Origin of the sequence: Holzapfeliella saturejae (assembly GCF_037546065.1) — a bacterium.
GTDB lineage: Bacteria > Bacillota > Bacilli > Lactobacillales > Lactobacillaceae > Holzapfeliella > Holzapfeliella saturejae.
Genome location: NZ_JAWMWG010000001.1, coordinates 700,682 through 726,241 on the forward strand (window position 1 = coordinate 700,682; position 25,560 = coordinate 726,241).

The following is a 25,560-nucleotide window of genomic DNA, read 5'->3' on the forward strand; positions in this document are numbered from 1 at the left end:
AATGTTAACAGATGCTACAATTTTGACTGCTATTGTGACACCTTTTGATCAAAACGAAGCGATTGATTTTGTTGCTTTAGCTGAATTAACTGAACATTTATTAAAAAATGGTTCAGAAGGGTTTGTAATAGGAGGAACGACAGGTGAAACAGCGACTCTGACACACGATGAAAAAATTGAACTTTATCAAAAATTTTCTGAGATTGTAGCTGGTCGTGTTCCTATTATTGCAGGAACTGGTAGTAATAATACCCGGGAAACATTAGCGTTTACTCAAGAAGTTGAAAAAATTGATGGGATTGACGGAGCACTAGTTGTTGTTCCTTACTACACCAAACCAAGTCAAAGAGGTATTAAAGCACACTTTGAAACAATAGCTAACCAAACTACACTTCCGATTATTATCTATAATATTCCTGGTCGCACTGGCGTTTATTTAGAAAATGAAGCCGTTATTGAATTAGCTCAACATTCTAACATTATGGGGATTAAACAATGTGGACCACTAGAAGATTTAGCAGAGTTAGTTGAGACTTTGCCACAGTTTTTAGTGTATACGGGCGAAGACAATCAAGCACTATCTGCTAAAGTTTTAGGTGCCCAGGGTGTGATATCTGTTGCTTCTCATATCTATGGTAGTGATATGTCTGCGATGTATCATGCTTTAGAAGCTGGTGATGTAGAACTAGCTGGGACAATTCAACGTCGGTTATTACCTAAAATGCAAGCCTGCTTTATGTATCCATCACCCACACCTGTAAAAGCAATTTTGAATCAACAAGGATTTAATGTTGGAGGCTGTCGTTTACCAATGGTAGCATTGACTAATGATGAAAAAGAAACATTAGCTTTGAAACTAGGATTTACAAAAGATGGCTTAACAAAAGAATTACCAAAGGAGATGACCGTCATTGATTAAAGTAGTTGTTGCTGGATTTACCGGAGAAATGGGTCAAAACACAGTTAAGATGGTGCAAAATACTTCTGATTTTGAATTAGTAGGTGTTTTTGCCCCAAGTGCAAAGGGAAAATCGGCTGCTGATTATGATTTACCTGAAACCACTAGTGTTTATGGAGAGTTACAAGCAATTGATTGTGAAGCAGATGTTTGGATTGATTTTACGTTACCTGATTTTGTTTATCAAAATGTTGCGTATGCTATCGAGCAAGGGATGCGACCAGTTGTTGGAACAACAGGACTAACCGCCGAACAAATCACTAAGCTAAATGAATTGATTCAAACAAATGGATTGGGCGGTTTAATTGCACCTAACTTTGGGATGTCAGCAGTCTTATTAATGAAATTTGCAAGAGAAGCTGCAGCATATTTTCCAGATGCCGAAATTATTGAAATGCATCATCCTAATAAGAAAGATGCACCATCAGGAACAGCAATTAAAACGGCAGAAATGATTAGTCAAGTTCGTCAGCCTCATACACAAGGTGCTGAGCAAGAAAAAGAAACGCTGCCAGGTTCTCGTGGCGGGGATTATGAAGGAATGAAAATTCATTCTGTTAGATTGCCGGGATATGTTGCTCATGAACAAGTTTTATTTGGAGCACCAGGTGAAGCATTGACTATTCGTCAAGATTCGTTTGATCGTCAATCCTTTATGACTGGTGTCAGATTAGCTGTTAAAGAAGTCATGAATTTGACCGAGTTAACTGTTGGATTAGAAAACATTTTATAGGAGGAAAGCACAATGCCACACTTAAGTACTAGTTTAACTAGTCAATTGAACCACCACTTAGAACAGATTGCTCCTCCTGCTATTGGTCAATTTAATCAGCAGATATCAACTATTGAAGGATTAATCAAATTAACGATTGGTGAACCTGATTTTGATGTTCCTCAAGGTGTTAAGCAAGCTGCTATTACTAGTATTGAAAATAACCAATCCCATTATTCAGCTACACCAGGTATTTTACCTTTAAGAAAAGCTATTGCTAATTACTTAAAACAATACCATTTAACCTACAATCCAGAATCAGAAATCGTAGTCACTGTGGGAGCAACTGAAGCGATATTTGCAACAATTACGACAATGTTAAATAAAGGGGATAAACTGGTTATTCCAACACCTACTTTTCCGCTATATTTTCCGGTTACTGAATTAGCTCAAGCAGAATGTGTAATGGTTGATACTTCAAAGTACGGTTTTAAACTAACGCCAGAGTTACTGGAATCCGTTGTGAAATCTGATGATAGCGTTAAAGCTATTTTGTTGAATTATCCAGGAAATCCAACAGGTGTTACTTATAATAAAGCTGAATTACAGGCACTAGCCAAAATCATTGAAAAGTATGATTTATTTGTTATTTCAGATGAGATTTACAATGAATTGACTTATACCACACCGCATCTATCAATTGCAGAACTATTGCCTGAAAGAACCGTTTTGATTAATGGTGTTTCAAAATCGCATGCTATGACAGGTTATCGAATTGGTTACGTTGCGGGACCACAAGAATTCATGAAATTATTAACCAAAATACATGGTCTAATGGTGACATCAACGTCTAATCCAGCACAATATGCAGCACTTGAAGCTTTAGAAAATGGGTTAGCAGAACCTAAAAAGATGAAGCAAGCTTATCAAGAAAGACGGGATTTTCTTTACCAATCACTAGTGGATTTAGGATTTGAAGTCACTAATCCACAAGGAGCTTTTTACATGTTTGAAAAGTACCAGATAACTATCAGAATGATGATAAACAGTTTGGATTAGACTTAGCTTATGAAGCTAAAGTGGGGACCATGCCAGGTTATGTGTTTGGTGAAGGTGGACAAGGTTACCTTCGTCTATCGTATGCGGCTTCTTTAACAGATTTGAAACAAGCCGTTAAAAATATTGCAGAATTTTTAAAATCAAAGGGGATTAATTAACGATGAGTGAACAGGGATATCATGTCGCAATTTTAGGTGCTACAGGAGCCGTTGGGACAAGAATTATTGAACAATTAGAAAATAGCAACATTAATGTAGCTTCATTGAAACCACTAGCTTCAAAACGATCAGCAGGAAAAACTGTGACTTTTAATGGTCAAACTGTTGAAATTGAAGAAGCAACACCGGAAGCTTTTGAAGGAATTGATATTGTACTGGCTTCCGCAGGTGGTGCTGTTTCTAAAGAATTATTACCTGAAGCTGTTAAACGCGGTGCAGTATGTGTTGATAATACAAGTGCCTTTAGAATGGATGAAAATGTCCCATTAGTTGTACCAGAAGTAAATGCTGATCAACTTAAAAATCACCATGGAATCATCGCTAATCCTAACTGTTCAACTATTCAAATGATGGTTGCTTTAGAACCAATTAGAAGAAAATATGGACTAAAACAAATTATCACCTCAACTTACCAAGCTGCCTCAGGATCAGGACAAGCTGCGATTGATGAATTAATTGAACAAGTTAAGGCTTACGTTAATGGTGAAGAAATGTCAGCGGATATTATGCCCGTTAAGTCTGATAAAAAACATTTTCCATTAGGTTTTAACTTACTACCACAAATTGATGTGTTTGAAGAAGATGGTTATTCTCATGAAGAATGGAAGATGATTCATGAAACTAAAAAAATCATGAAAAATGATATGAATGATACTGAACTAAAAGTAACGGCAACTTGTGTCCGTGTTCCAGTGGTGATTGGACACGGTGAATCGGTTTATTTTGAAACGGAAAACCAAGATGTTACAGTAGATGATATTAAAGAACTACTTAGTCACAGTCCTGGTGTTATCGTTGAAGATAATCCAGCAGAACAACTTTATCCTCAACCTTTAACTGCAGAGGGCAAACGTGAAACTTTTGTTGGTCGTATTAGACCCGACAAAGAAAATCCAGGTGCTTTTAATATGTGGATTGTTTCTGATAATTTACTAAAAGGTGCTGCATGGAATACAGTTCAAATTGCAGAAGAATTGGTTAAAAGACAATTAGTTAAATAAAAAAACACCGACAAGATGTCGGTGTTTTTTTGATTGGGATAGAAGGGTTCGAACCTTCAGATTATGGATTCAGAGTCCAGTGCCTTACCAATTTGGCTATATCCCAGTAATAATCACCCGTATGGGAATTGAACCCATGATTCCACTTTGAGAAAGTGGCGTCTTAACCATTTGACCAACGGGCAATAGCTCTTTCAACAGTGCCTATTCTATTCCTATAGTTTCATAAAATCAAGTGAATGGTTCTATTTTTTATAAAAGACGATTAATATTACAAATAATGATTGCATTTTAGATATAGGATGTTTAGGCTGAATATATAAGATAGCGACGTGAAAGAGCGGTGAAAAAAATGACGCATTTGACTTTTTACTTAATTAGACATGGTCAAACGCAATTGAATGCTGAACGAAAATTACAAGGTGTTATGGATTCTTCGTTAACTGATAAAGGGAAAAAACAAGCTGCTAAGGCAGGAGAATTGGTGGCTGATATTCCTTTTTTGAAAGCCTACAGTAGTGATAGCGGTCGGGTAAAACAAACAGGTGAGATTATCAGAAGATATAACCAGCAAAAATTTGAGTTCACTTATCGATCAGGATTACGAGAGTTTTATTTTGGAAATCTAGAAGGATCTTCGGCTATTAAAGCTTATTGGACAGTCATTAGACAACATGGTCTTCGTCAAACTTATCGGATGCATCAAGATCCTGACTTTTTGGTAGCTTTACTCAATAATCTGTACGATTTAGATCAGACTAAACAAGCTGAAAATTTCGAATTATTAAAAGAACGTGTTATCGAACAAATGAGAATAATCATTTCAGAAATGACAGATCACGAAGGCAATGTCTTAATCGTAGCTCATGCATTAGTCTTGAGTATGTTAATTTACTTAGTTGATTCCAATGCTTTACCCAAAGGCTTCTTAAAAAATGGCTCAGTTTCAGTTTTAGATTATCAAGATGGTAATTGGACAGTTAAGACTGCCAATGCTTCAGATGCTAAAGACTTAAAGGTAGACTAATGGAGAAGTTTTATAATACACAGGTCCAGTTAGAAAAACTCTATCATGATAAAATTGTCCCCGGACTTAATTTTGCCATTATTAACCAAAAGCAGGTGACAGCAGGGACACTGGGTTATTCACAATGGATTCCTAAGAAAAAACAGCTAACTCCGCTAATGCAATATGATATTGCCTCCTTAACCAAGGTTGTGGGCACGACCACTGTGTTTTTAAAATTATACCAAGAAGGACGATTGAATTTTACAGAGCCTATCGGCGATTTTTTGGATAGTTTTAAAGGAGCACCTGTTAGAATTCAACACTTGTTAACCCATACCTCGGGTATCAAAGGTTATATTCCAAATCGAGATCAACTATCAAAGACTGAATTAATAGAAGCTATCTTGAACTTGCCCATAACAAATGAATTCGAGCAAAAAGCAGTTTATTCAGATACTAACTTTATCTTATTAGGCTTGATAGCGGAAAAAATTTATAACCAACCAATTCAAGACCTTATAATGGCTGAAGCAGTCAAACCACTACAACTTAACTATACGACTTTTCATCCTGAAAAAGAAAAGACTGTCCCTACAAATTATATTCCAGGAGAAGGATTACTGCAGGGGATTGTTCATGACCCTAAAGCCCGAACTTTACAAGAAAGGTGTGGGTCAAGCGGGTTATTTGCACCTCTTTATGATTTAACCAAATTTGTTAAGTATTTAAGTGGTGTTAAAAAAAATAATGTGTTAGATAATGAAACCATCAATCTATTATTTGGTAATAAAACACCTAAACACGTTAAATCAAGAACTTATGGGTGGGATTTATTATTTGACCCCATCCATCATTATCCATTGCTTTATCATACAGGATTTACGGGGACTTTCATGATAATTGACCGGCGAAAACAAACAGGATTAGTGGTTTTAACTAACCGTGTCCATCCTTCGTCGAATAACCAGGCCTTTTTAACTGCAAGAGAGTTGATTATTGAGACTTTTTTGAAAGAAAACACATAAAAAAGCAGGACTTAATTAAGTCCTGCTTTTATAATGCCTTTATCAGCGAGGTGTTTACGGAATTCAAGAACACCAGTATATGTTGATAAAATATATATTTTTTTAGTTGGTGCGTTTTCTAACGCTTGAAGTAAGTTGGCTAGTTCAGGAACAACCGTTGTTTTATCAAGTGGAAGGTTTGCAATTTTAAGTCTAAAAGCCATGTCTTGATGACGGTGTCCACTCACAAGAACTTGTTTGATATTTTGAGAAGCAAACTTTTCATAATCCCCATCCCAAATCCAACTAGTATCAATCCCATCCGCGTAATTAGCATTTAGGATGGTGACCAATGTAAAGGGATCTTTTTCACGTTGAATTAATTCAATAATTTCATTTAAACCAACTGGATTCTTTACTAGAATTAAGTTGGCCACTTTGTCATTGATATGAATCATCTCTTGGCGTCCAAAGACACGTTTGTTCAGGTCAAAAGCGGTTTTGATATCAGATTCTGTAATACCAAATTCTCGAGCTGTTGCAAAGGCTGCTAGGGCGTTGTAAATATTATATTGTCCACCAATATTAAGGTGGAAAGGTGTTTGTTCAATTTTGAAGTCTGAACTTTGTGTTGTTAAATCGCTAATTTCTGTAACCTTGTAGCTTAACTCTGGCTTTTTGAAGTCACAATTAGGGCAGAAGTAATCGCCTAAGTTGGCATAAGTCATAGAGTGATACAAGAGAATATGCTGACATTTTGGACATAAAACACCGTCTGTATTAACGGGTGCTTTAGTTGGTGGTTGTTGTTTGTCAGAGTTTACACCGTAATAAACAAATTTATTAGGTAGTGGTTTTGAATTAAAAATGCTAGCATCACCATTGGCAATAACTGTCGCTTCTGGTGCTAGACGGATTCCTTCAAGAATTTTGTCGTAAGTGGTATAAATTTCGCCGTAACGATCCATTTGATCTCGAAAAATATTAGTTAAGACAAAAGCTTTTGGGTTCGTCCAGCGAGTGACTTCAGCTACATTGGCTTCATCAACTTCTAAAATTGCAATAGGTTTTTGCTTTGATTTTTTTGATTTATAGGATAAAAATGAACTTGTGATACCTTGAATCATATTTGATCCAGATTGGTTGGTTAAGACATTATCAAATTGTTGTTCAAAAGTTTTTACAATTAGAGCGGTTGTCATGGTTTTACCATTTGTTCCGGTTACAATAATTGTTTGATAATTTTTGGCTAGGCTTTTTAGAACCGTAGGGTCTAGTTTGTATGCGATTTTTCCTGGAAGGGATGTCCCACCATTTCTAAAGTTATTTAAAAACCAGTAACTTAATCTTCCACTAGTTACTGCAAATTGTGATCTTAAGCTCATAATCAGTCTCCCTTTTTGCACGTACGTTAAGTTTAAATATACCATAATCTTAATGTAGGTGGATATGACATTACAATTTTTTATGATTTTTTACTAAAATTCCGTTATACTGTTAAATTGTGAAAAAGTACAAAGTAGGGTGATAATGTGGCGCAGTTATTTTTTAAATATGGGTCAATGAACAGTGGAAAAACAATTGAAATTTTAAAAGTTGCACATAATTATGAAGAGCAAAATAAGTCTGTCATTTTATTGACAAGTGCAGTTGATAATCGTGCAGGAGTGGGTGTAATTTCTTCACGTATTGGGATTAGCCGTCCGGCTATCGCCATTGATGATAAGATGGATATTTTTGAAAAAGTTAAATCAACCAATCCTGATGCTGCTTGTGTGTTGATTGATGAAGCACAATTCTTAGGTAAAGATCATATTTTACAATGTGCTAAAATAGTAGATGATTTAGGCATTCCGGTTATGGCTTTTGGATTGAAGAATGATTTTCAAAATGAGTTATTCACTGGGAGCTATTATTTACTGCTATATGCTGATAAAATTGAAGAGATGAAAACAATTTGTTGGTTCTGTCGCAAAAAAGCAACGATGGTTGTGCGTGTTGAAGATGGTAAACCCGTTTATGAAGGGCAACAAATTAAAATAGGTGGAAACGAATCATACTATCCAGTATGTCGTGTTCACTATCAAAATATGCCGATTTAAGAAAGGAATTATGTATGGATAAAATAATTGAACAAATTATGGTTTTTGTCAGTCGTTATGAAGAATTGCAAGAAATGATGTCTGACCCAGAAGTTATTAATGATACCAAACGTTACATGGAAATTACCAAAGAGGAAGCTAGTCTTCGTGAGATTGTTGCTAAGTTCAAACGCTACCAAGAAGTAACACAAGCAATCAAAGATAATGAAGAGTTAATTAGAGATGATAGTGATGCTGAAATTACTGAATTAGCTAAGGCTGAATTAAGTGACCTCTCAAGTGAAAAGCAAGAACTCGAAGAAAAATTAACTATTTTAATGCTACCTAAAGATCCTAATGATGATAAAAACATTATTATGGAAATTAGAGGGGCAGCTGGTGGGGATGAAGCCTCTTTATTTGCTAAAGATTTATTCCACATGTACCAAAAATATGCGGAAAGTCAAAGATGGACAATTGAACTGATTGATGAAGTTGAAACTGAGGTTGGTGGCTACAAACAAGTTGCCTTCATGATTAACGGTGAAAATGTCTTTTCAAAACTAAAATACGAAAATGGTGCTCACCGTGTTCAACGTGTTCCTTCAACTGAATCTCAAGGACGTGTTCATACTTCAACCTCAACAGTTGCGGTTATGCCAGAATATGATGAAGTTGAAATTGATGTTGATCCAAAAGATATTCGTACCGATGTTTATCGTGCCAGTGGTGCCGGTGGGCAGCACATTAACAAAACATCATCTGCGGTTCGTTTGACTCACTTGCCTACAGGTATCGTTGTGGCTATGCAAGACCAACGTTCACAACAACAAAATAGAGAAAAAGCGATGAAAATCTTAAAAGCTCGTATCTATGATTTTTACGAAAGTCAAAACCAAGAAGCTTACGATGCTGAAAGAAAGTCAGCTGTTGGGACAGGAGATCGTTCTGAACGTATTAGAACCTATAACTTCCCTCAAAACCGTGTAACTGATCACCGTATTGGTTTATCTTTAAATAAACTTGATCGTGTCATGAATGGCGATTTAGGCGAAATCATTGATGCGTTAATCGTGTATGACCAAACAGAAAAATTGGAGCAGTTACAAAATGACTAATCCGACAATAAAAGAAGCAATTGACTGGGCAACTCCTCAAGTAATAGAAGCTGGGAGCTATCCAGAAGACATTGCTTTTTTATTAGGTGAACGTTTAGCTTTTTCGCCTACACAACTTAAATTAAATCAAGAGACTTTATTATCAGACACACAATATCAACAATTTAACGAAGATATTAAGCAGCTTACCCGGGGACAATCGCCACAATATATTTTGGGGTATAGTTATTTTTACGGTAAAAAGTTAACGGTTACGTCTGATGTTTTAATTCCACGCTATGAAACTGAGGAATTGGTAGCATTAGTTGTTGAAGATAACCAGAGTAAAGCATTCGGCCAGTTGTTAGATATTGGAACAGGGTCCGGTGCGATTAGTTTAGTGTTAAGTGAACAATTGCCAGCTACTTGGGAAATTAGCGCAAGTGACATTTCAAAAGCAGCTTTAACTATCGCCCAAAAGAATTTTGAAGCTTATCACCAAAAAATCACAACAATTGAAAGCGATTTGTTCCATAATATTAACGGTCAATTTGATGTCATTGTGTCAAATCCACCGTACATTAAAACAACTGAAAAAGCAGTGATGGATGAATCGGTATTGAGTAATGAACCTGATATTGCTTTATTTGCAGGAGAAGATGGCTTAGATTTTTATCGTCAGTTTGCTCAACAAGTTGATGCTTATTTAAAACCTCAAGGATCTTTTTATTTGGAATTTGGATATACCCAAAAAGATGACTTACAAGAACTCTTTGAATACTACCTACCGAACTATACGATATTATTTAAAGAAGATTTAGCAGGTCATCCTCGTATGGTGAAAGGAGTTAAAGCGTAGTATGGAAACTAAAATTTTAACAAAAGCACAAATTAATCAGGGTGTTGAGTTGTTAGCTGACGGTCAGCTAGTTGCTTTTCCAACAGAAACTGTTTATGGATTGGGTGCTGATGCTACTAATGATGAAGCCGTTCAAAATGTTTATCGAGCAAAAGGGCGACCAAGTGATAACCCATTGATTGTTCATGTGAATTCGATTGAGATGGTGAAGTCATATGCTAAGGAATTGTCAAAAACAGCTCAACAATTAATGAAAACATTCTGGCCTGGTCCGTTAACGATTATCTTGCCAATCAAACCGGGAAGTCTCCCAAAACATGTCACAGGAGGGCTAAAAACGGTCGCTTTTAGAATGCCTGATAATCCACTTACACTAGAATTAATTACACAATTTAACAGACCTATTGTTGGGCCATCTGCCAATACATCAACTAAGCCTAGTCCAACTACAGCTCAGCATGTTTATCATGACTTAAAAGGGAAAATAGCCGCTATTTTAGATGGTGGTCAAACGCAAATTGGGTTGGAATCGACAGTGATTGACTTATCAGTTGAACAACCTATCATTTTGCGTCCGGGTAAGATTAGTCAAAAAGCATTGCAAGAAGTCCTTCACCAACCAGTCTTAATGAATCACTTAAAGCCAAGTGATAAGGCTATTCCTAAAGCACCAGGGATGAAATATCGTCATTATGCTCCGAATGCTTCTGTATATGTCGTTGATAAGCCAGAGGATTTTTTGAATATTGTAAAATTAAAACATCTTAATCATACTGCTTTTATAGCTGAAGAAAATATTATAAAAAAATTAAAACCGCAAAACCCTCGTTTTTACTATACTTTAGGACAAGGTGTAGCAGAAGCAGCTAATAAACTGTTTGACGGTCTTCGCTTTTTCGACGATAATCAAGATATCAATGAAATTTTTGTTCAAGGATTTTCTGGTGATGACTTAGAGCAAGCGTATATGAATCGTTTGAATAAGGCGGCTAGTGGTCAACATTACCAGGCTTAATTTTATTGAAAATAGAATTCAAGGAGATGTAGGAATGACCGATTATAAACAACAAGATCCAGTGTTATGGGATGCTATTGAAAAAGAGGAAGAACGTCAAAGACAAAATATTGAGTTAATTGCCTCTGAAAATATTGTTTCTCAAGGTGTGATGCACGCTCAAGGGAGTGCATTAACAAATAAATATGCTGAAGGTTATCCAGACAAGCGTTATTATGGTGGTACGCAATATGTTGATATTGTTGAGAATCTAGCAATCGACCGTGCTAAAGAACTATTTGGAGCAGAATATGCTAATGTTCAACCCCATTCTGGTTCCAGTGCGAATATGGCAGCGTATTATGCGTTATTGAATCATGGAGACCGTGTGCTAGCAATGGACTTGTCTGCTGGGGGACATTTAACACATGGATCACCAGTAAACTTTAGTGGTCGTACCTACCATTTTTATAGCTATGGTTTAGACCCCAAGACTGAAGTGCTTGACTATGATGAAATTAGAAAAGCCGCAATTGAAATTAAACCTAAACTGATTGTAGCGGGTGCTTCTGCTTACAGTCGTGCTATTGATTTTAAAAAATTCAAAGAAATTGCTGACGAAGTTGATGCTAAATTAATGGTTGATATGGCTCATATTGCCGGATTAGTTGCCAGTGGTCTACATCAAAATCCAGTCCCTTATGCTGATGTTGTCACGACAACAACGCATAAAACACTAAGAGGACCTCGCGGGGGATTAATCTTAGCTAAAGCAGAGTATGCTAAAGCGATTAATTCAGCTGTTTTCCCAGGAAACCAAGGGGGACCTTTAGAACATGTTATCGCTGGAAAAGCAGTAGCTTTACACGAAGCAATGCAACCAGAATTTAAAGAATACTCTAAACAAGTTATCAAAAATGCTAAAGCAATGGCAGAAGTTTTTGAATCAAGTAATCAAGTGAGAATTGTTTCAGGAACAACGGATAATCATCTATTACTATTAGATATTCTGAAAACAGGACACAATGGTCGCGAAATTCAAGACTTACTTGATACAGTCTTAATCACCTTGAACAAAAATCAAATTATGAATGATGAAAACGGCCCATTTAAGACAAGTGGTATCCGTTTAGGAACACCCGCAGTTACCACCCGTGGGTTCAAAGAAAAAGAAGTTAAAGAAGTCGCTCATTTAATTTTGAAAGCGATTGAAAACTTTGATAATGAAGAAAAACTGGCAGAAGTTAAAGCACAAGTACTGGCTTTAACTAGTCAATTTCCTTTAGATTTTTAAGTCTAAAAAAGTAATAAAAGGAGTTTATTTGAGATGAGCAAATTTACAGTTTTAGATCATCCGTTAATTCAACATAAATTAACAATGATCCGTGATAAAAATACAGGGACTAAAGATTTTAGATCTATTGCAAATGAAATAGCAGAATTGATGGTTTATGAAATTACTCGTGATTTACCTATGGAAAGTGTTGAAATTGAAACACCAATGGGTAAATCAATGCAAAAGGTATTAGCGGGTAAAAAATTAGCCGTGATTCCAATTTTAAGAGCTGGTCTTGGAATGGTTGATGGTGTTTTAGAGCTTATTCCCGCCGCTAAAATTGGTCATATTGGGATGTATCGTGATGAAAAGACTCTGCAACCTCACGAATACTTTGTTAAGTTGCCTGCAGACATTGATAAACGTGAATTATTTGTGGTGGATCCAATGCTTGCAACAGGTGGTTCTGCCAATATGGCAATTGATGCACTTAAAAAACGTGGAGCAACAAACATTCGCTTAGTTGTTCTAGTTGCTTCACCTCAAGGTGTTGAAGCCATTCAAAAAGAACATCCAGATGTTGATATTTATGCAGCATCATTAGATACTGAATTGACAGATAGTGGTTATATTTTCCCAGGACTTGGGGATGCTGGAGACCGCTTGTTTGGCACAAAATAAGGACTTACAAGAGATGTAAGTCTCTTTATTTTAAGCAATTTACGACATATTTGAAAAAAACGTATTTTTTGCTTTGTCTTTTTGAACATGTGGTGGTATCATTTGATTGTCTTTTTAAAGATTTATATAAGATTTTATTTTAGAGGGGAGGTCACGAAGTGGGCGAAAAACCGGTCGTTGTTCAGTTCATGGGACTAAATTTTAATCTCACGAACATTATGTCAGGGTTGATTGTCTGTATCATGGTCTTTTTATTTGTATATCTTCTAGCTCGCAACGCAAAAGTTAGACCAACAAGAAAACAAAATGTGTTGGAAAGAGTTATTGAGTTTACAAATAGTATTGTGAAACAATCAATACCCGGTGAAGAAGGGAAGAAGTTCTACTTATTCTCATTTGTACTATTTCTTTTCATCTTCTTCTCAAACCAATTGGGATTATTTTTAGAACCTAAATTTGGAGAATATGTTTTAATTAAATCGCCAACGTCGAGTCCATTGATTACAATGACGCTTGCATCGTTTGTATTATTAATGGCCTTTTATTATGGTATTGAAAAACAAGGATTTAGTGGTTACTTAAAAGGCTACGTAAAACCTGTATCATTTCTACTACCATTAAATATATTTGAAGAATTTAGTAACTTTTTAACACTTGCGTTACGTTTATACGGTAATATTTACGCTGGTGAAATTGTCCTAGGATTAATTGGACAACTTGCCCAAAGTAACGGAGCATTAACATACGTTGTCGCAATGCCCTTGACGCTACTATGGCAAGGATTTTCTGTTTTTATAGGTGCAATACAAGCCTATGTTTTTGTGACATTGTCAATGGTATACATATCACATAAAATCGAAAAAGAATAATATATATAATATACGGAGGATTTATCTATGCAATTATTAGCTGCTGCTCTAGCTGCCGGATTAGCTGCCCTTGGTGGTGGTATCGGTAACGGTCTACTTATTTCAAAAACAATCGAAGGAATGGCTCGTCAACCAGAAAACTCAGGTTCATTAAGAAGTACAATGTTCGTTGGGGTTGCGTTAGTTGAATCAGTTCCTATCTTGTCAATCGTTATCTCACTTCTAATCCTATTTGTTTTCAAAGGATAATTAATGAACTAGTGAGTCAAAACTTGACAAAGAAAGGAGCAGATAAATGAGTTTATATCCACTAATCGGATTGAAACTTTCATCACTTGAGCTAGGTGACGTTATTTTATACTTTGTTATGTTTGTTGTTTTAATGCTCCTCATCAAACATTTTGCTTGGGAACCTGTTAACAACATGTTAGAAAAGCGTCGTTCACAAATCTCAAACGATTTAGACAACGCTGCAGCTTCTAAGAAAAAAGCTCAAAGTCTCGCACAAGAGCGTGAAGATGCTTTGAAGAACTCTCGTAGTGAAGCACTTGAAATTGTTTCAAATGCGAAAGCTCACGGAAAAGCAACACAACAACAAATGCTTGATGAAGCAAACAATGAAGCTAAAGTTATCAAAACTAACGCACTAGAAGAAGCTAAAAAATCAAAAACTGATGCTTTAAATAGTGCTCAAGCTGATATTGCGGACATTGCCGTGGCAATTTCTTCAAAACTTATTCAAAAGAATTTAACAGCCGATGATCAAAAAGATTTGATTAATAACTATATTAAGGGGCTGGATGACTAATGAAATTGGATAATAAAACAATCGGTCAAAGATATGCCAAAGCCTTTTATGAGTTATCTCTTGAAAGACAGACATTAGACACAGATTTTGAAGAACTGTCAGTAGTTATGCAGTTAGTTAAAGAGAATCCTGAACTTGGTGCAGTTTTAACTGACCCAAGATTAACCGATTCCGAAAAAAAAGAACTGCTTGCCACAATCTCACAACCATTTAGTCAAAATGTTCAAGACTTTTTAAGTCTAGTTCAAGATTACAAACGATTCGATAAAATTGAATTTATCATTGCTGCTTTTAATGACTACTACAATGCGTACTATCAAAAAGCAGTAGGTAAAGTAACGAGTGTTGTTGCTTTAGATGATGATCAAAAAGAAAAATTGGCCAAAGCATATGCCAAAAAATTTGGTCTTAAAACTTTTGAATTTGAAAATGAAATCGATCCATCACTTATTGGTGGTGTAATTGTTGAAGCACAAGGACAAGTGATTGATGGTTCAGTTCAAACAAAACTAAAAAGAGTTAAACAATCATTACAAAATTAAAGATAAAGAGAGGTGACCCCATTGAGCATTAAGGCTGAAGAAATTAGTGCATTAATTAAAAAACAACTTGAAAACTACCAAGATAAATTAGTAGTGGATGAAGTTGGTACAGTAACCTATATTGGTGACGGTATTGCTCGTGCTCATGGGCTTGATAACGCGTTAAGTAGTGAACTACTTGAATTTTCTAATGGTTCATACGGTATTGCTCAAAACTTGGAAACAAACGATGTTGGTATCATTATCTTAGGTACTTATGATGATATTCGTGAAGGTGACCAAGTTAAACGTACAGGTAAAATCATGGAAGTTCCAGTTGGTGAAGAACTAATTGGACGCGTTGTGAACCCATTAGGACAACCCGTTGATGGTCAAGGCGAAATTAAAACGACAAAAACAAGACCAGTTGAAGGTCCAGCACCTGGCGTTATGCAACGTCAATCTGTTTCTGAACCTATGCAAACAGGGTTAAAAGCGATTGATTCATTAGTGCCAATTGGACGTGGTCAACGTGAGTTAATTATTGGTGACAGACAAACAGGTAAAACATCTGTTGCAATTGATACAATTTTGAATCAAAAAGGCAAAGATGTTGTTTGTATCTATGTTGCGATTGGACAAAAAGAATCAACTGTTAGACGTCAAGTAGAATCATTGAAGAAATATGGTGCAATGGATTACACAATCGTTGTGGAAGCCGGTCCAAGTGAACCAGCTCCATTGCTATATATCGCACCTTATGCTGGTTCTGCTATGGGTGAAGAGTTCATGTATAACGGTAAACACGTTTTAATCGTGTTTGATGATTTATCAAAACAAGCCGCTTCATATCGTGAAATTTCCTTACTACTTCGTCGTCCACCTGGTCGTGAAGCTTATCCTGGTGACGTGTTCTACTTGCATTCTCGTTTACTAGAACGTTCTGCTAAGTTGAGTGACGAAATGGGTGGCGGTTCAATGACTGCACTACCTATCATTCAAACTCAAGCTGGGGATATTTCAGCTTATATTCCAACTAACGTTATTTCCATCACTGATGGTCAAATTTTCTTGGAAAGTGATTTATTCTTTGCTGGAACTCGTCCTGCTATTAACGCTGGGGAATCTGTTTCTCGTGTTGGTGGTTCAGCACAAACCAAAGCGATGAAGAAAGTATCTGGTACACTTCGTGTGGATCTTGCTTCATATCGTGAGTTAGAATCTTTTGCTCAGTTTGGATCTGATTTAGATTCTGCTACTCAAGCTAAGTTGAACCGTGGTCGTCGTACAGTTGAAATCTTAAAACAACCACTTCACAAACCTCTTCCAATGGAAAAAGAAGCCTTAATTCTTTACGCATTGACAAAAGGTTACTTAGATAAAGTAGAAGTTGATCAAATTCTAGACTTTGAAGCTCAATTATTTGACTACTTTGACAGTAATCATGCTTCAATTCTTGAACAAATTGAAAAAACAGGAGATTTACCAGAAAATCTTGATGAATTAAATCAAGCAATTTCCGACTTTGTTGATGGTTTCACATCAAAATAAGAGGGAGGAATATAGATGGCTGACTCAACACTTGAACTAAAGCGAAAAATTAGTTCAATTAATAAAACTGGTCAAATTACGACAGCTATGCAAATGGTTTCAGGTGTTAAATTAAATCAAACCGAAAAGATTAATCAAAGCTATATACATTATCAAGAAATGCTTTATAATACTGTTGCCCACTTAATGGCAGCACGTATTACAAATGAATTAGGTGTTAGTTCAGATAGTGTTGTTGATGATGAAAACTTTGATTATGCCTCATTATTCCGTAACAGTGATATGAGTGATTTAATTAGCCATCGTCCCGTTAAGAAAACTGGCTATTTGGTTATCACCGGAGACCGTGGACTAGTTGGTTCATATAACAGTACTGCAATTAAACAAATGATGTCACTTGCTAAGCAAGCTAAAGAAGAAGGCCGTGAAGCCGAAATTTTAGCAGTTGGTGGTGTAGGTGCAGATTTCTTCAAAAAACAAGGCATGAATCTAGTTTACGAATTTCGTGGAATTAGCGACGTCCCAACTTTTGAAGAATCCCGTGAAATTGTTTCAACTGCTGTTAATATGTACATGGATGGCGTTTATGATGAACTATATGTTTGTTATACCCACCATATTAATACGATTTCATCAGAATTTAGAACTGAAAAAATGTTACCTATTTCTGATATCGATATTCAAGATGCTGTTCATGAAGGACCTAAAGCACAATTTATTACTGAACCGTCAACTGAAGCTGTATTAGATAGAATACTACCTCAGTTTGCACAAGGTATGATTTACGGTGCTATTTTAGATTCAAAAACGGCTGAACATGCCAGTTCCATGACAGCGATGCAAAATGCATCTAAAAATGCTGATAGCGTTGTTTCGGATTTAACGACTCAGTTAAACCGTGCGCGTCAAGCTCAAATTACGACTGAAATCACCGAAATTGTCGGTGGTGCAGCCGCACAAGAATAAAAAGGAGGTTGACAGTTTGAGTCAAGGTAAAATTGTCCAAGTTATTGGACCCGTTGTTGACGTGGCTTTTCCATTAGATAATGAGTTGCCCGATATCAACAATGCTTTAAAAGTAACTAAAAACGATAACGACTCAATCATTCTTGAAGTTGCCCTTGAACTTGGGGATGGTGTTTTAAGAACAATCTCCATGGAATCAACTGATGGATTGCAACGCGGAATGATCGTTGAAGATACAAAATCTCCGATTTCTGTGCCGGTAGGTAAAGAAACTCTAGGACGTGTCTTCAATGTTTTAGGTCAAACAATTGATGGTGGGGAAGAATTCCCTGCTGACTTCAAACGTGAAGGTATTCACAAAGAAGCCCCAAACTATGATGAACTAAGTACTGGTAGTGAAATTTTAGAAACTGGTATTAAAGTTATCGACTTACTAGCGCCATATACACGTGGTGGTAAAGTCGGATTATTCGGTGGTGCCGGTGTTGGTAAAACCGTTTTAATCCAAGAATTAATTCATAACATTGCGGAAGAACACGGTGGTATTTCAGTATTTACCGGTGTTGGAGAACGTACACGTGAAGGTAATGACTTATACTTTGAAATGAAAGAATCCGGTGTTCTAGAAAAAACAGCCATGGTGTTTGGTCAAATGAACGAGCCACCTGGAGCTCGTATGCGTGTGGCACTAACAGGACTAACAATTGCGGAATACTTCCGTGATGTTGAAGGACAAGATGTGCTATTATTTATTGATAATATCTTTAGATTTACACAAGCTGGTTCAGAGGTATCTGCTTTACTTGGTCGTATGCCTTCAGCTGTTGGTTACCAACCAACTCTTGCAACTGAAATGGGTCAACTACAAGAACGTATTACATCAACTAAGAATGGATCAATCACATCTATTCAAGCTATCTACGTTCCTGCTGATGACTACACTGACCCTGCTCCTGCAACAACATTTGCTCACTTGGATGCAACAACTAACCTAGAACGTCGTTTAGTAGAACAAGGGATTTATCCTGCGGTTGATCCACTGGAATCTTCATCTAATGCATTAGATCCAGAAACAGTTGGACAAGAACACTATGAAGTTGCAACAGAAGTTCAACACATGTTACAACGTTATCGTGAATTGCAAGATATCATCTCTGTTTTAGGTATGGATGAGTTGTCTGATGATGAAAAATTAGTTGTGCAACGTGCACGTAAAATTCAATTCTTCTTATCACAAAACTTCCACGTTGCTGAACAATTTACAGGTGTAAAAGGTTCATATGTATCAGTTGCTGATACAGTAGCTGGATTTAAACAAATTTTAGATGGACAACTAGATGATCTTCCAGAAGATGCATTCCGTGGTGTAGGTCCAATTGATGATGTTATTGAAAAAGCAAAATCAATGGGATATGACCATCAACCAGCTGAAGCAGCTTCAGCTCAAGAATAGGAGTGAAAATCATGGCAGATAATAATATTATAACTGTCACTGTTGTTACTCCCTATGGCATTCAATATAGTCACCGTGCACATATGGTGAGTGTGAAGTCAATTGATGGTGATTTAGGAATCATGGCTAACCATGAACCAATTGTTGCCCCACTAAAAATTAGTGAAGTTAGGGTAAAAAGAACCGATGACACAACTCACGTTGACGCAATTGCAGTAAACGGTGGCTTTATCGAATTTCAAGATAATGTTGCAACAATTGTGGCTGACGGTGCTGAACGTGCTAGAGATATTGATTTAAGCAAAGCTGAGCAAGAAAGAAGCGAAGCTGAGAAAAAACTTCATGAAGCAGAAACACAACACGATATTGATCAACAACGTCGTGCTGAAGTTGCTTTGAAGAAAGCAATGAACCGAATTAATGTTTCTAAGCACCTATAAAAAGTGAACACATTTTGTGTTCGCTTTTTTTAATGCTATTTTTTATTAAATTTCTGTTTTTGTTAGTTAATAATTGATATTTACTTGTTCAATTTATGATATTATATGAGGAGAGAATTTTATAAATCAAACTGATGAGATTGTTATCATCATATAATATGTTAAAATTCGACATGATTGACATGTGAAGGGAAAGATAATCGTGGTTAAAAATATAGGAATCGATTTAGGAACAGCAAATGTATTAATTTATGTTGCTGGAGATGGTATTGTTTTAAATGAACCATCTGTAGTTGCAATCGATACAAAAAACGATGAAGTTGTTGCTGTAGGGACAGAAGCTTATCGTATGGTTGGTCGTACACCTGGTAATATTAAGGCTATTAGACCTTTAAAGGATGGGGTTATTGCTGATTTTGATATTACAGAAGCAATGTTGACTTACTTTATTGAAAAATTGAATTTAAAAGGATTTTTATCTAAGCCAAATATTTTAATCTGTGCACCGACAAATGTAACAGATATTGAACAAAAGGCGATTATTCAAGCTGCTGAAAAAGCTGGCGGTAATAAAGTTTACTTAGAATTTGAACCTAAAGTAGCAGCAGTTGGTGCTGGCCTTGATATCTTTAAACCTCAAGGTAATATGGTTATTGATATTGGTGGGGGTACGAGTGATATTGCGGTACTTTCAATGGGTGAAGTTGTGACGAGTCGTTCACTACATTATGCGGGTAACAAAATGGATCAAAATATTGTTGCTTATGTTAAGCAAAAATATAATCTTTTGATTGGTGAACGAACAGCTGAAACAATCAAAAAAGAAATTGGTTCAGCTTTTGAAGCAGAAGAATCACAAGAAATTGAAGTTCGTGGTCGTGATATGATTGATGGTCTACCTAAAGTGATGACAATCAATGCAGTAGAAGTCGAACAAGTCCTATCTGAAGGGTTGATGAGCATTATTGATGCTGCTAAAGAAGTTCTAGAACAAACACCACCAGAGCTAGCTGCAGATATCATTGATCGTGGTATCATGTTGACTGGTGGGGGAGCTTTATTAAATAATCTAGACCGTCTTTTAGCCCACCACTTAAAAGTGCCAGTTATTGTGGCAGATAATAGTTTAGATGCTGTAGCTATTGGAACTGGTATTTTATTGGATAATATTGCTAAGAGAAGATAATGCGATTTATTTTCTTAAGGTGTATCAAATTTTATCAAACTCAAATTTCGCCTTTATTACCTAAGCGTTGTCGTTTTTATCCAACATGTTCTCAGTATGCCTTTAAAGCTATTGAAAAACACGGTGTGATTAAAGGGACTATTATGGGGATATCAAGAATTTTGAGGTGTCAGCCATTCAATAAAGGTGGTCTTGATTTTGTTCCGGATAAGTTTTCACTGTTTCGAAATAAGAAATCTGATAAAATTGGTGACGAAATAATTAACAAAAATAAAAAAAGTAGTGAGTAGAGAATTTTATGTCTAAAAAAGTTAAAAACATTAATGTAGAAGTTAACGAAGTTAATAAAAAAAATGAAAATTACTATGAAGTAGTGATTCCAAATAAACAAGTTATTGGAACGATTAAAAAAGCAGAATCACGCTATCAAATAGATATTGAAAAATCGAATAAAACACTATTTGCAAACAATTTAGAAAGCGCCATTAATGATTTGTTAGTTTACTTTAACTTACATGGCAAAATTTAAATTATAAAATAAAAATCTAGGGGAGTATAAATTATGGCACAAGTAGATGAAAAGCCGAGCCTAATTGATCGACTAGATTTTGGAATTATTGTACCTGTTTTACTATTAGCTATTGTCGGAATGTATGCGATTTGGTTAGCTTCAGGCGCTAATTTAAGAGCAATTGTTTCTCAAGTTATTTGGTATTTTGTCGGTTTTTTAATTGTTGCTGTTATTATGCAATTTGATTCTGAACAGCTATTTAAAGTGTCGCCTTATGCGTATGCTGCAGGACTCACGTTGCTGTTTTTGGTTTTGATATTTCATGATCGATCGCTTGCTGCTGATACAGGAGCTATGAGTTGGTTTAAAGTAGGGCCATTTACTTTTCAACCTTCAGAGGTGATGAAACCGGCATTTATTTTGATGCTGGGACGATTAACTTATCGTCACAACCAACTTTATCGAGAACATACTGTTCGAAATGATAGTATTTTAATTGCTAAATTAATTTTAGTAATGTTGCCTGTTGCGGTGCTTTTGAAATTACAAAATGACTTTGGGACAATGCTAGTATTCTTTGCCATCTTAGGCGGAGCAATTCTAGTTTCTGGGGTCACTTGGAAAATTTTGCTACCTGTTTTCTTAACCGTAGCTGTTATTGGGACAATTGCAATTTTGTTAGTATCAACACCAAATGGTCAGGGAATCTTAAGACAATTTAATTTCAAAGCTTACCAATTTGAACGAATTAATAGTTGGTTAGACCCGTCAGGGGATACTGCTAATAATTCCATGCAGTTATGGCAAAGTATGAAGGCTATTGGTTCAGGAGAATTATTTGGTCGAGGATTCGGTGTCAGAGTCGTTAATGTACCTGTTCAAACTACTGATATGGTTTTTTCTATTATCGGTGAAAGTTTTGGGTTTGTCGGTGTTATCTGTGTTATTTTAACTTATTTTTATTTGATTTTTAATATGGTTAAAGTTGCATTTCAAACGCGTAACGCTTTTTATTCATATGTTTCGACAGGTGTCATTATGATGATTTTATTCCATGTTTTTGAAAATATTGGGATGAGTATTGATCTTCTACCACTAACCGGAATCCCATTGCCATTTATTTCGGCAGGGGGATCGGCTTTATTAGGAAATATGATTGGTGTTGGATTGATTCTTTCGATGAAATATCACCATAAGAGTTATATTTTCAGTGGAAAAGGAGAGTTTTAGTATTTATCAGTTAGGAGAGTGGCTAAATGACTAGCAGTCAACTAGTTGAAGTTGAGCAAAATGTCAGTAACTTGTTTAAGCGTTTTGAAACAGGTGACTTTTACAATACGCTTTACCAACAGTTTCACAAGATAAAAGAACAAGTCAACTATCAAAAAAGACGTCGTCCAGTTCAAGTAGCAGAATTAACTGATGATAATAAAGAGAGAATTAAGTTTCTTGCTCAAGAAAAAAATATTCAATCTCCAAAAATTGATGATTTAAAGTTTTTGTCACAATTTATTGGCGTAACGGATGTTGAAATTAGAGAGAAATATGTTCTAAAAACAATTGTTGAGTGTATTAAAAAACATTATTATAGTGAAAATCAGTTAATTTGGTTGAAAGATTTCATCTTAAATCCAGATAATTTGTATGCTCATATTTTGGAACCCAAAAATAATGCAGTTTTAGTCCGTAGTAGTGTTTTATTAATTTTAAATGCCCTTTTAGTTGAAGATGAAAAGTTTTATAACTTATTATCTCCACAAGATTACCAAAAAATTGCATTGAAATTGGTGACTTACTCATTATTGGAACAAGACTATCAAGGATACAATCCCAAAATGGGTTGGATTCAAACTTATAGTTTAATTGTTGAGGCCACTAAAAAGATTTGTGAGGCACCCGTTCATCGGGCACTAAAGGTTTACTTAGTGACAGCTGTATTATTTGCTTATTTACAAACAGATGTACCTCTTATTTTTGGTGAAAATCAAGTATTAGCAGAGTTAGTCTTAACTTTTTCATTAAGAGATAATTTTTATAATCACTTTATTGTGATGCTTTTAACACAATGGAATGATCAGTACAAAGATGATTATAGTTCAAACGAACAATTGGGATTTTGGCATCAAGTCTATAACAGTGAACGTCTTATAGATAGTTTGTTAGTTTTGGAAGATTTGCCAGAATCTATTAGTAATTTAATTAGAAATGAGATCAAATAAAAAAAGCCATTTTTAAATGGCTTTTTTTATTTGATATTCGTATTGATTGAAACCGATAGCACAATGGATAAAACAATTAAAATGACACTAGTTAAGATGAGTGTAATAATATTATAAATAGCAGGTAGTGTGAAAGTAACAATTGCACCAATTATAGCAACTATTACTAACATAATTGCAAATATTAATAGTGCTCGACTTAGAAAACGATCTTTTTCGGGATGAAAAACAAGGAAGGGTTTATCCTTAGTATAAAATAAACAGCCTGCAATATAGCAAATAATAGCAATGAAGGCTATCATAATAATTTTGATAATCATAACGTTAACGACGTCCTTTTCTTTGTAAATCTTTTAATTTTTGATATTGATTTTTGAATGAGATTTCAAATTTACTGTTTCCTTTAGGCTTAAAGTAGTGAGCATTTTTAAGACTATTAGGCAAATAATCTTGAGCGATAAAATCATTTTCAAAATCATGAGGATATAAGTAACCAACACCACTTCCTAACTTTTCTGCACCACTATAATGTGCATCTTTAATGTGGCTAGGAATATCGCTAATACGTTTGGTCTGAATATCTGATAAGGCTTGATCAATAGCAGCCAAACTTGAATTTGATTTGGGTGATAGGCAAAGTTCAATAACCGCATTGCTTAATGGAATACGGGCTTCAGGAAAGCCGACTTTTTCAGCTGCTTCAATAGCTGTCATTGTATGCAGCCAAGCTTGTGGATTAGCTAAACCAATATCTTCAAAAACTATCACGGTTAACCGTCTAATAATACTAGGTAAATCCCCAGATAATATTAACCGAGCAAGATAGTGGAGTGCGGCATCTGTATCAGATCCTCTAATCGATTTTTGAAAAGCAGAAAGTAGGTTGTAATGACTATCACCATTTTTATCAGCAGAAATATTTTGCTTTTGAATAGAATCTTTAATGATTGCCTCATTAATAGTAAGTTGATCAGATTCTTCCTGATAAGACGATAGTACAGCAAGTTCAAGACCGTTTAAAGCGTTTCGTAAATCGCCGTTACTACGTGTTATCAGCAGTTCTCTTGCTTCATCTGTTAATTCGACGTGATACTTACCTAATCCATTGGTTTGATCAGATAAAGCACGATTAATTGCTTGACTAATGTCATCAGAACTCAAAGGGTATAATTCGAAAATTTCAGTTCGTGATCGGATAGCAGGGGAAATCGAAATATATGGATTTTCAGTTGTAGCACCAATTAAAATGATTTTACCTGATTCAAGCATCGGCAATAAAAAGTCTTGTTTAGTTTTATCCAAACGATGAATTTCATCTAGTAATAAAACGACAGCACCACTCATTTTAGCTTCTTCAGCTACGATTTTGAGTTCTTTTTTGCCATCAGTAGCAGCATTTAGCTGTCTAAAAGCATATTTTGTACTACCTGCAATTGCACTAGCGATGCTGGTTTTTCCAATACCTGGAGGTCCGTATAAAATCATGGAAGTCAGCCGTTTAGCTTTAACCATACGATTGATAATTTTGTCTTTGCCTACTAGATGCTGTTGTCCGACAATATCAGCTATTGTCTGAGGTCGCATGCGGAAGGCTAGGGGAGCTGACATGGTTAATCTCCTTTAATTAATTTTTTTAATTTACCCCAAAATGAAAGTTTTTGAGATTTAGGTTGAGCATCAACCTCATCATTTTCACTATACTTTTGAGCAATATCGATAACAGGTTCATTGATAGCTTCACTTGAAACCACTAATACACCCGTTTTGTCATCTTCAATTTGAGCGGATTGATCACTAATTAAAGAAAACTTGATATTATTTTGAGAACAACATTTGATGATTAAAGAAGCATTGGCGGTATTGATTTTATTGTTAATTAAGACTTGATAATTTTGATAGCTCGGAATATGAGAAACTAAAGTTTTAACAATTTTTTGGTCTTTCAATTGTGCAACTGAAAGCCTAACTAATACACGTTCTCGAAGTGAACCTAAGTATTTTCTTCTTTCATCCGGGTTAGTTTGTGGGGTGGAAGTCATCCCACTTTGTTCTAAGCGTTCATTTAATTTATCTGACAATGAGAATAC

The 25,560-nt window shown here is 35.6% G+C and carries 28 protein-coding genes, 2 tRNA genes and 1 pseudogene; 25 read left to right on the forward strand and 6 right to left on the reverse strand.

The window, feature by feature from the left end; genetic code table 11:
- Nucleotide 1: 1 nt before the first annotated feature.
- The 4 genes and pseudogenes from dapA (at nt 2) to R4Y45_RS03435 (ending at nt 3,948) form a co-directional block, all read left to right on the forward strand.
- Nucleotides 2–919, forward strand: coding sequence for a 4-hydroxy-tetrahydrodipicolinate synthase (gene dapA / locus R4Y45_RS03420; protein ID WP_339969303.1), 918 nt, complete (start codon nt 2–4; stop codon nt 917–919).
- Nucleotides 912–1,691 (forward strand): 4-hydroxy-tetrahydrodipicolinate reductase, encoded by a 780-nt coding sequence (gene dapB, locus R4Y45_RS03425; protein ID WP_339969305.1) that lies wholly within the window; start codon nt 912–914, stop codon nt 1,689–1,691. Before dapA ends, dapB begins: the two co-directional genes overlap by 8 nt.
- 12 nt (nt 1,692–1,703) lie before the next feature.
- A pseudogene (locus R4Y45_RS03430) lies at nt 1,704–2,887 on the forward strand (aminotransferase class I/II-fold pyridoxal phosphate-dependent enzyme).
- Between the two features lie 2 nt (nt 2,888–2,889).
- On the forward strand, nt 2,890–3,948 hold the full coding sequence (locus tag R4Y45_RS03435; RefSeq protein ID WP_339969308.1) for an aspartate-semialdehyde dehydrogenase: 1,059 nt from the start codon (nt 2,890–2,892) through the stop codon (nt 3,946–3,948).
- 33 nt (nt 3,949–3,981) lie between these two features.
- On the opposite strand, the gene R4Y45_RS03440 is transcribed toward R4Y45_RS03435, so the two are convergent.
- Nucleotides 3,982–4,054: transfer RNA gene (locus R4Y45_RS03440), tRNA-Gln, on the reverse strand.
- Nucleotides 4,055–4,061: 7 nt separating this feature from the next.
- Nucleotides 4,062–4,133 (reverse strand) — tRNA-Glu (locus tag R4Y45_RS03445).
- 167 nt (nt 4,134–4,300) lie between these two features.
- Here R4Y45_RS03445 and R4Y45_RS03450 point away from each other — a divergent pair.
- The gene (locus tag R4Y45_RS03450) at nt 4,301–4,975 is read left to right on the forward strand and encodes a histidine phosphatase family protein (RefSeq protein WP_339970248.1); all 675 of its coding nucleotides are present in this window, start codon (nt 4,301–4,303) and stop codon (nt 4,973–4,975) included.
- Complete coding sequence (locus R4Y45_RS03455) at nt 4,975–5,982, forward strand: serine hydrolase domain-containing protein (RefSeq protein ID WP_339969310.1); 1,008 nt, start codon at nt 4,975–4,977, stop codon at nt 5,980–5,982. The genes R4Y45_RS03450 and R4Y45_RS03455 overlap by 1 nt, the downstream gene beginning before the upstream one ends.
- An 11-nt stretch (nt 5,983–5,993) precedes the next feature.
- On the opposite strand, the gene R4Y45_RS03460 is transcribed toward R4Y45_RS03455, so the two are convergent.
- Nucleotides 5,994–7,346 carry a Mur ligase family protein gene (locus tag R4Y45_RS03460; RefSeq protein WP_339969312.1) on the reverse strand — a complete coding sequence of 451 codons (1,353 nt, stop codon included), beginning with the start codon at nt 7,344–7,346 and terminating at the stop codon, nt 5,994–5,996.
- Nucleotides 7,347–7,493: 147 nt separating this feature from the next.
- On the opposite strand from R4Y45_RS03460, the gene R4Y45_RS03465 reads away from it, so the two are divergent.
- The 19 genes from R4Y45_RS03465 (at nt 7,494) to R4Y45_RS03555 (ending at nt 23,473) form a co-directional block, all read left to right on the forward strand.
- Nucleotides 7,494–8,063 (forward strand): thymidine kinase, encoded by a 570-nt coding sequence (locus R4Y45_RS03465; RefSeq protein ID WP_339969314.1) that lies wholly within the window; start codon nt 7,494–7,496, stop codon nt 8,061–8,063.
- Nucleotides 8,064–8,077: 14 nt separating this feature from the next.
- A complete protein-coding gene (gene prfA, locus R4Y45_RS03470; protein ID WP_339969316.1) occupies nt 8,078–9,160 on the forward strand; it encodes a peptide chain release factor 1 in 1,083 nt (360 codons plus the stop codon).
- Complete coding sequence (gene prmC / locus R4Y45_RS03475) at nt 9,153–9,998, forward strand: peptide chain release factor N(5)-glutamine methyltransferase (RefSeq protein ID WP_339969318.1); 846 nt, start codon at nt 9,153–9,155, stop codon at nt 9,996–9,998. The genes prfA and prmC overlap by 8 nt, the downstream gene beginning before the upstream one ends.
- A gap of 1 nt (nt 9,999) precedes the next feature.
- Entirely contained in the window at nt 10,000–11,013 is a 1,014-nt protein-coding gene (locus tag R4Y45_RS03480; RefSeq protein ID WP_339969320.1) for an L-threonylcarbamoyladenylate synthase, read from the forward strand.
- A 34-nt stretch (nt 11,014–11,047) separates the two neighbouring features.
- Complete coding sequence (gene glyA / locus R4Y45_RS03485; RefSeq protein ID WP_339969322.1) at nt 11,048–12,286, forward strand: serine hydroxymethyltransferase; 1,239 nt, start codon at nt 11,048–11,050, stop codon at nt 12,284–12,286.
- A 33-nt stretch (nt 12,287–12,319) separates the two neighbouring features.
- Nucleotides 12,320–12,949: a uracil phosphoribosyltransferase gene (gene upp, locus R4Y45_RS03490; RefSeq protein ID WP_339969324.1), complete on the forward strand. Its 630-nt coding sequence runs from the start codon at nt 12,320–12,322 to the stop codon at nt 12,947–12,949.
- A 158-nt stretch (nt 12,950–13,107) separates the two neighbouring features.
- Nucleotides 13,108–13,818 carry a F0F1 ATP synthase subunit A gene (gene atpB / locus R4Y45_RS03495; RefSeq protein ID WP_339969326.1) on the forward strand — a complete coding sequence of 237 codons (711 nt, stop codon included), beginning with the start codon at nt 13,108–13,110 and terminating at the stop codon, nt 13,816–13,818.
- A 27-nt stretch (nt 13,819–13,845) separates the two neighbouring features.
- Nucleotides 13,846–14,067 (forward strand): F0F1 ATP synthase subunit C, encoded by a 222-nt coding sequence (gene atpE / locus R4Y45_RS03500; protein ID WP_056974883.1) that lies wholly within the window; start codon nt 13,846–13,848, stop codon nt 14,065–14,067.
- Between the two features lie 46 nt (nt 14,068–14,113).
- Nucleotides 14,114–14,626 carry a F0F1 ATP synthase subunit B gene (atpF, locus tag R4Y45_RS03505; RefSeq protein ID WP_339969330.1) on the forward strand — a complete coding sequence of 171 codons (513 nt, stop codon included), beginning with the start codon at nt 14,114–14,116 and terminating at the stop codon, nt 14,624–14,626.
- A complete protein-coding gene (gene atpH, locus R4Y45_RS03510; protein ID WP_339969332.1) occupies nt 14,626–15,168 on the forward strand; it encodes an ATP synthase F1 subunit delta in 543 nt (180 codons plus the stop codon). The genes atpF and atpH overlap by 1 nt, the downstream gene beginning before the upstream one ends.
- A gap of 21 nt (nt 15,169–15,189) precedes the next feature.
- A complete protein-coding gene (atpA, locus tag R4Y45_RS03515; protein ID WP_339969334.1) occupies nt 15,190–16,698 on the forward strand; it encodes a F0F1 ATP synthase subunit alpha in 1,509 nt (502 codons plus the stop codon).
- A 15-nt stretch (nt 16,699–16,713) separates the two neighbouring features.
- A complete protein-coding gene (locus R4Y45_RS03520) occupies nt 16,714–17,664 on the forward strand; it encodes a F0F1 ATP synthase subunit gamma (RefSeq protein WP_339969335.1) in 951 nt (316 codons plus the stop codon).
- Between the two features lie 16 nt (nt 17,665–17,680).
- Nucleotides 17,681–19,117 (forward strand): F0F1 ATP synthase subunit beta, encoded by a 1,437-nt coding sequence (atpD, locus tag R4Y45_RS03525; RefSeq protein ID WP_339969337.1) that lies wholly within the window; start codon nt 17,681–17,683, stop codon nt 19,115–19,117.
- Nucleotides 19,118–19,128: 11 nt separating this feature from the next.
- Nucleotides 19,129–19,557 carry a F0F1 ATP synthase subunit epsilon gene (locus R4Y45_RS03530; RefSeq protein WP_339969339.1) on the forward strand — a complete coding sequence of 143 codons (429 nt, stop codon included), beginning with the start codon at nt 19,129–19,131 and terminating at the stop codon, nt 19,555–19,557.
- A gap of 202 nt (nt 19,558–19,759) precedes the next feature.
- Entirely contained in the window at nt 19,760–20,743 is a 984-nt protein-coding gene (gene mreB / locus R4Y45_RS03535) for a rod shape-determining protein (protein WP_339969341.1), read from the forward strand.
- Nucleotides 20,743–21,033 carry a membrane protein insertion efficiency factor YidD gene (gene yidD / locus R4Y45_RS03540; protein ID WP_339969343.1) on the forward strand — a complete coding sequence of 97 codons (291 nt, stop codon included), beginning with the start codon at nt 20,743–20,745 and terminating at the stop codon, nt 21,031–21,033. Before mreB ends, yidD begins: the two co-directional genes overlap by 1 nt.
- An 8-nt stretch (nt 21,034–21,041) precedes the next feature.
- Nucleotides 21,042–21,272: a DUF2969 family protein gene (locus R4Y45_RS03545; RefSeq protein ID WP_339969345.1), complete on the forward strand. Its 231-nt coding sequence runs from the start codon at nt 21,042–21,044 to the stop codon at nt 21,270–21,272.
- A 33-nt stretch (nt 21,273–21,305) separates the two neighbouring features.
- Nucleotides 21,306–22,484, forward strand: a complete 1,179-nt coding sequence (locus R4Y45_RS03550) for an FtsW/RodA/SpoVE family cell cycle protein (protein ID WP_339969347.1) — start codon at nt 21,306–21,308, stop codon at nt 22,482–22,484.
- 26 nt (nt 22,485–22,510) lie between these two features.
- On the forward strand, nt 22,511–23,473 hold the full coding sequence (locus tag R4Y45_RS03555; RefSeq protein ID WP_339969349.1) for a DUF2785 domain-containing protein: 963 nt from the start codon (nt 22,511–22,513) through the stop codon (nt 23,471–23,473).
- A 26-nt stretch (nt 23,474–23,499) separates the two neighbouring features.
- Here R4Y45_RS03555 and R4Y45_RS03560 read toward each other — a convergent pair whose 3' ends face one another.
- From R4Y45_RS03560 to R4Y45_RS03570, 3 genes are read right to left on the reverse strand one after another with little or no spacing between them, the layout of a single operon-like run.
- Nucleotides 23,500–23,793 (reverse strand): hypothetical protein, encoded by a 294-nt coding sequence (locus R4Y45_RS03560; protein ID WP_339969351.1) that lies wholly within the window; start codon nt 23,791–23,793, stop codon nt 23,500–23,502.
- 4 nt (nt 23,794–23,797) lie between these two features.
- Nucleotides 23,798–25,081, reverse strand: a complete 1,284-nt coding sequence (locus R4Y45_RS03565) for a replication-associated recombination protein A (RefSeq protein WP_339969353.1) — start codon at nt 25,079–25,081, stop codon at nt 23,798–23,800.
- A gap of 2 nt (nt 25,082–25,083) precedes the next feature.
- Nucleotides 25,084–25,551: a YueI family protein gene (locus tag R4Y45_RS03570; protein ID WP_339969355.1), complete on the reverse strand. Its 468-nt coding sequence runs from the start codon at nt 25,549–25,551 to the stop codon at nt 25,084–25,086.
- Between the last annotated feature and the right edge of the window lie 9 nt (nt 25,552–25,560).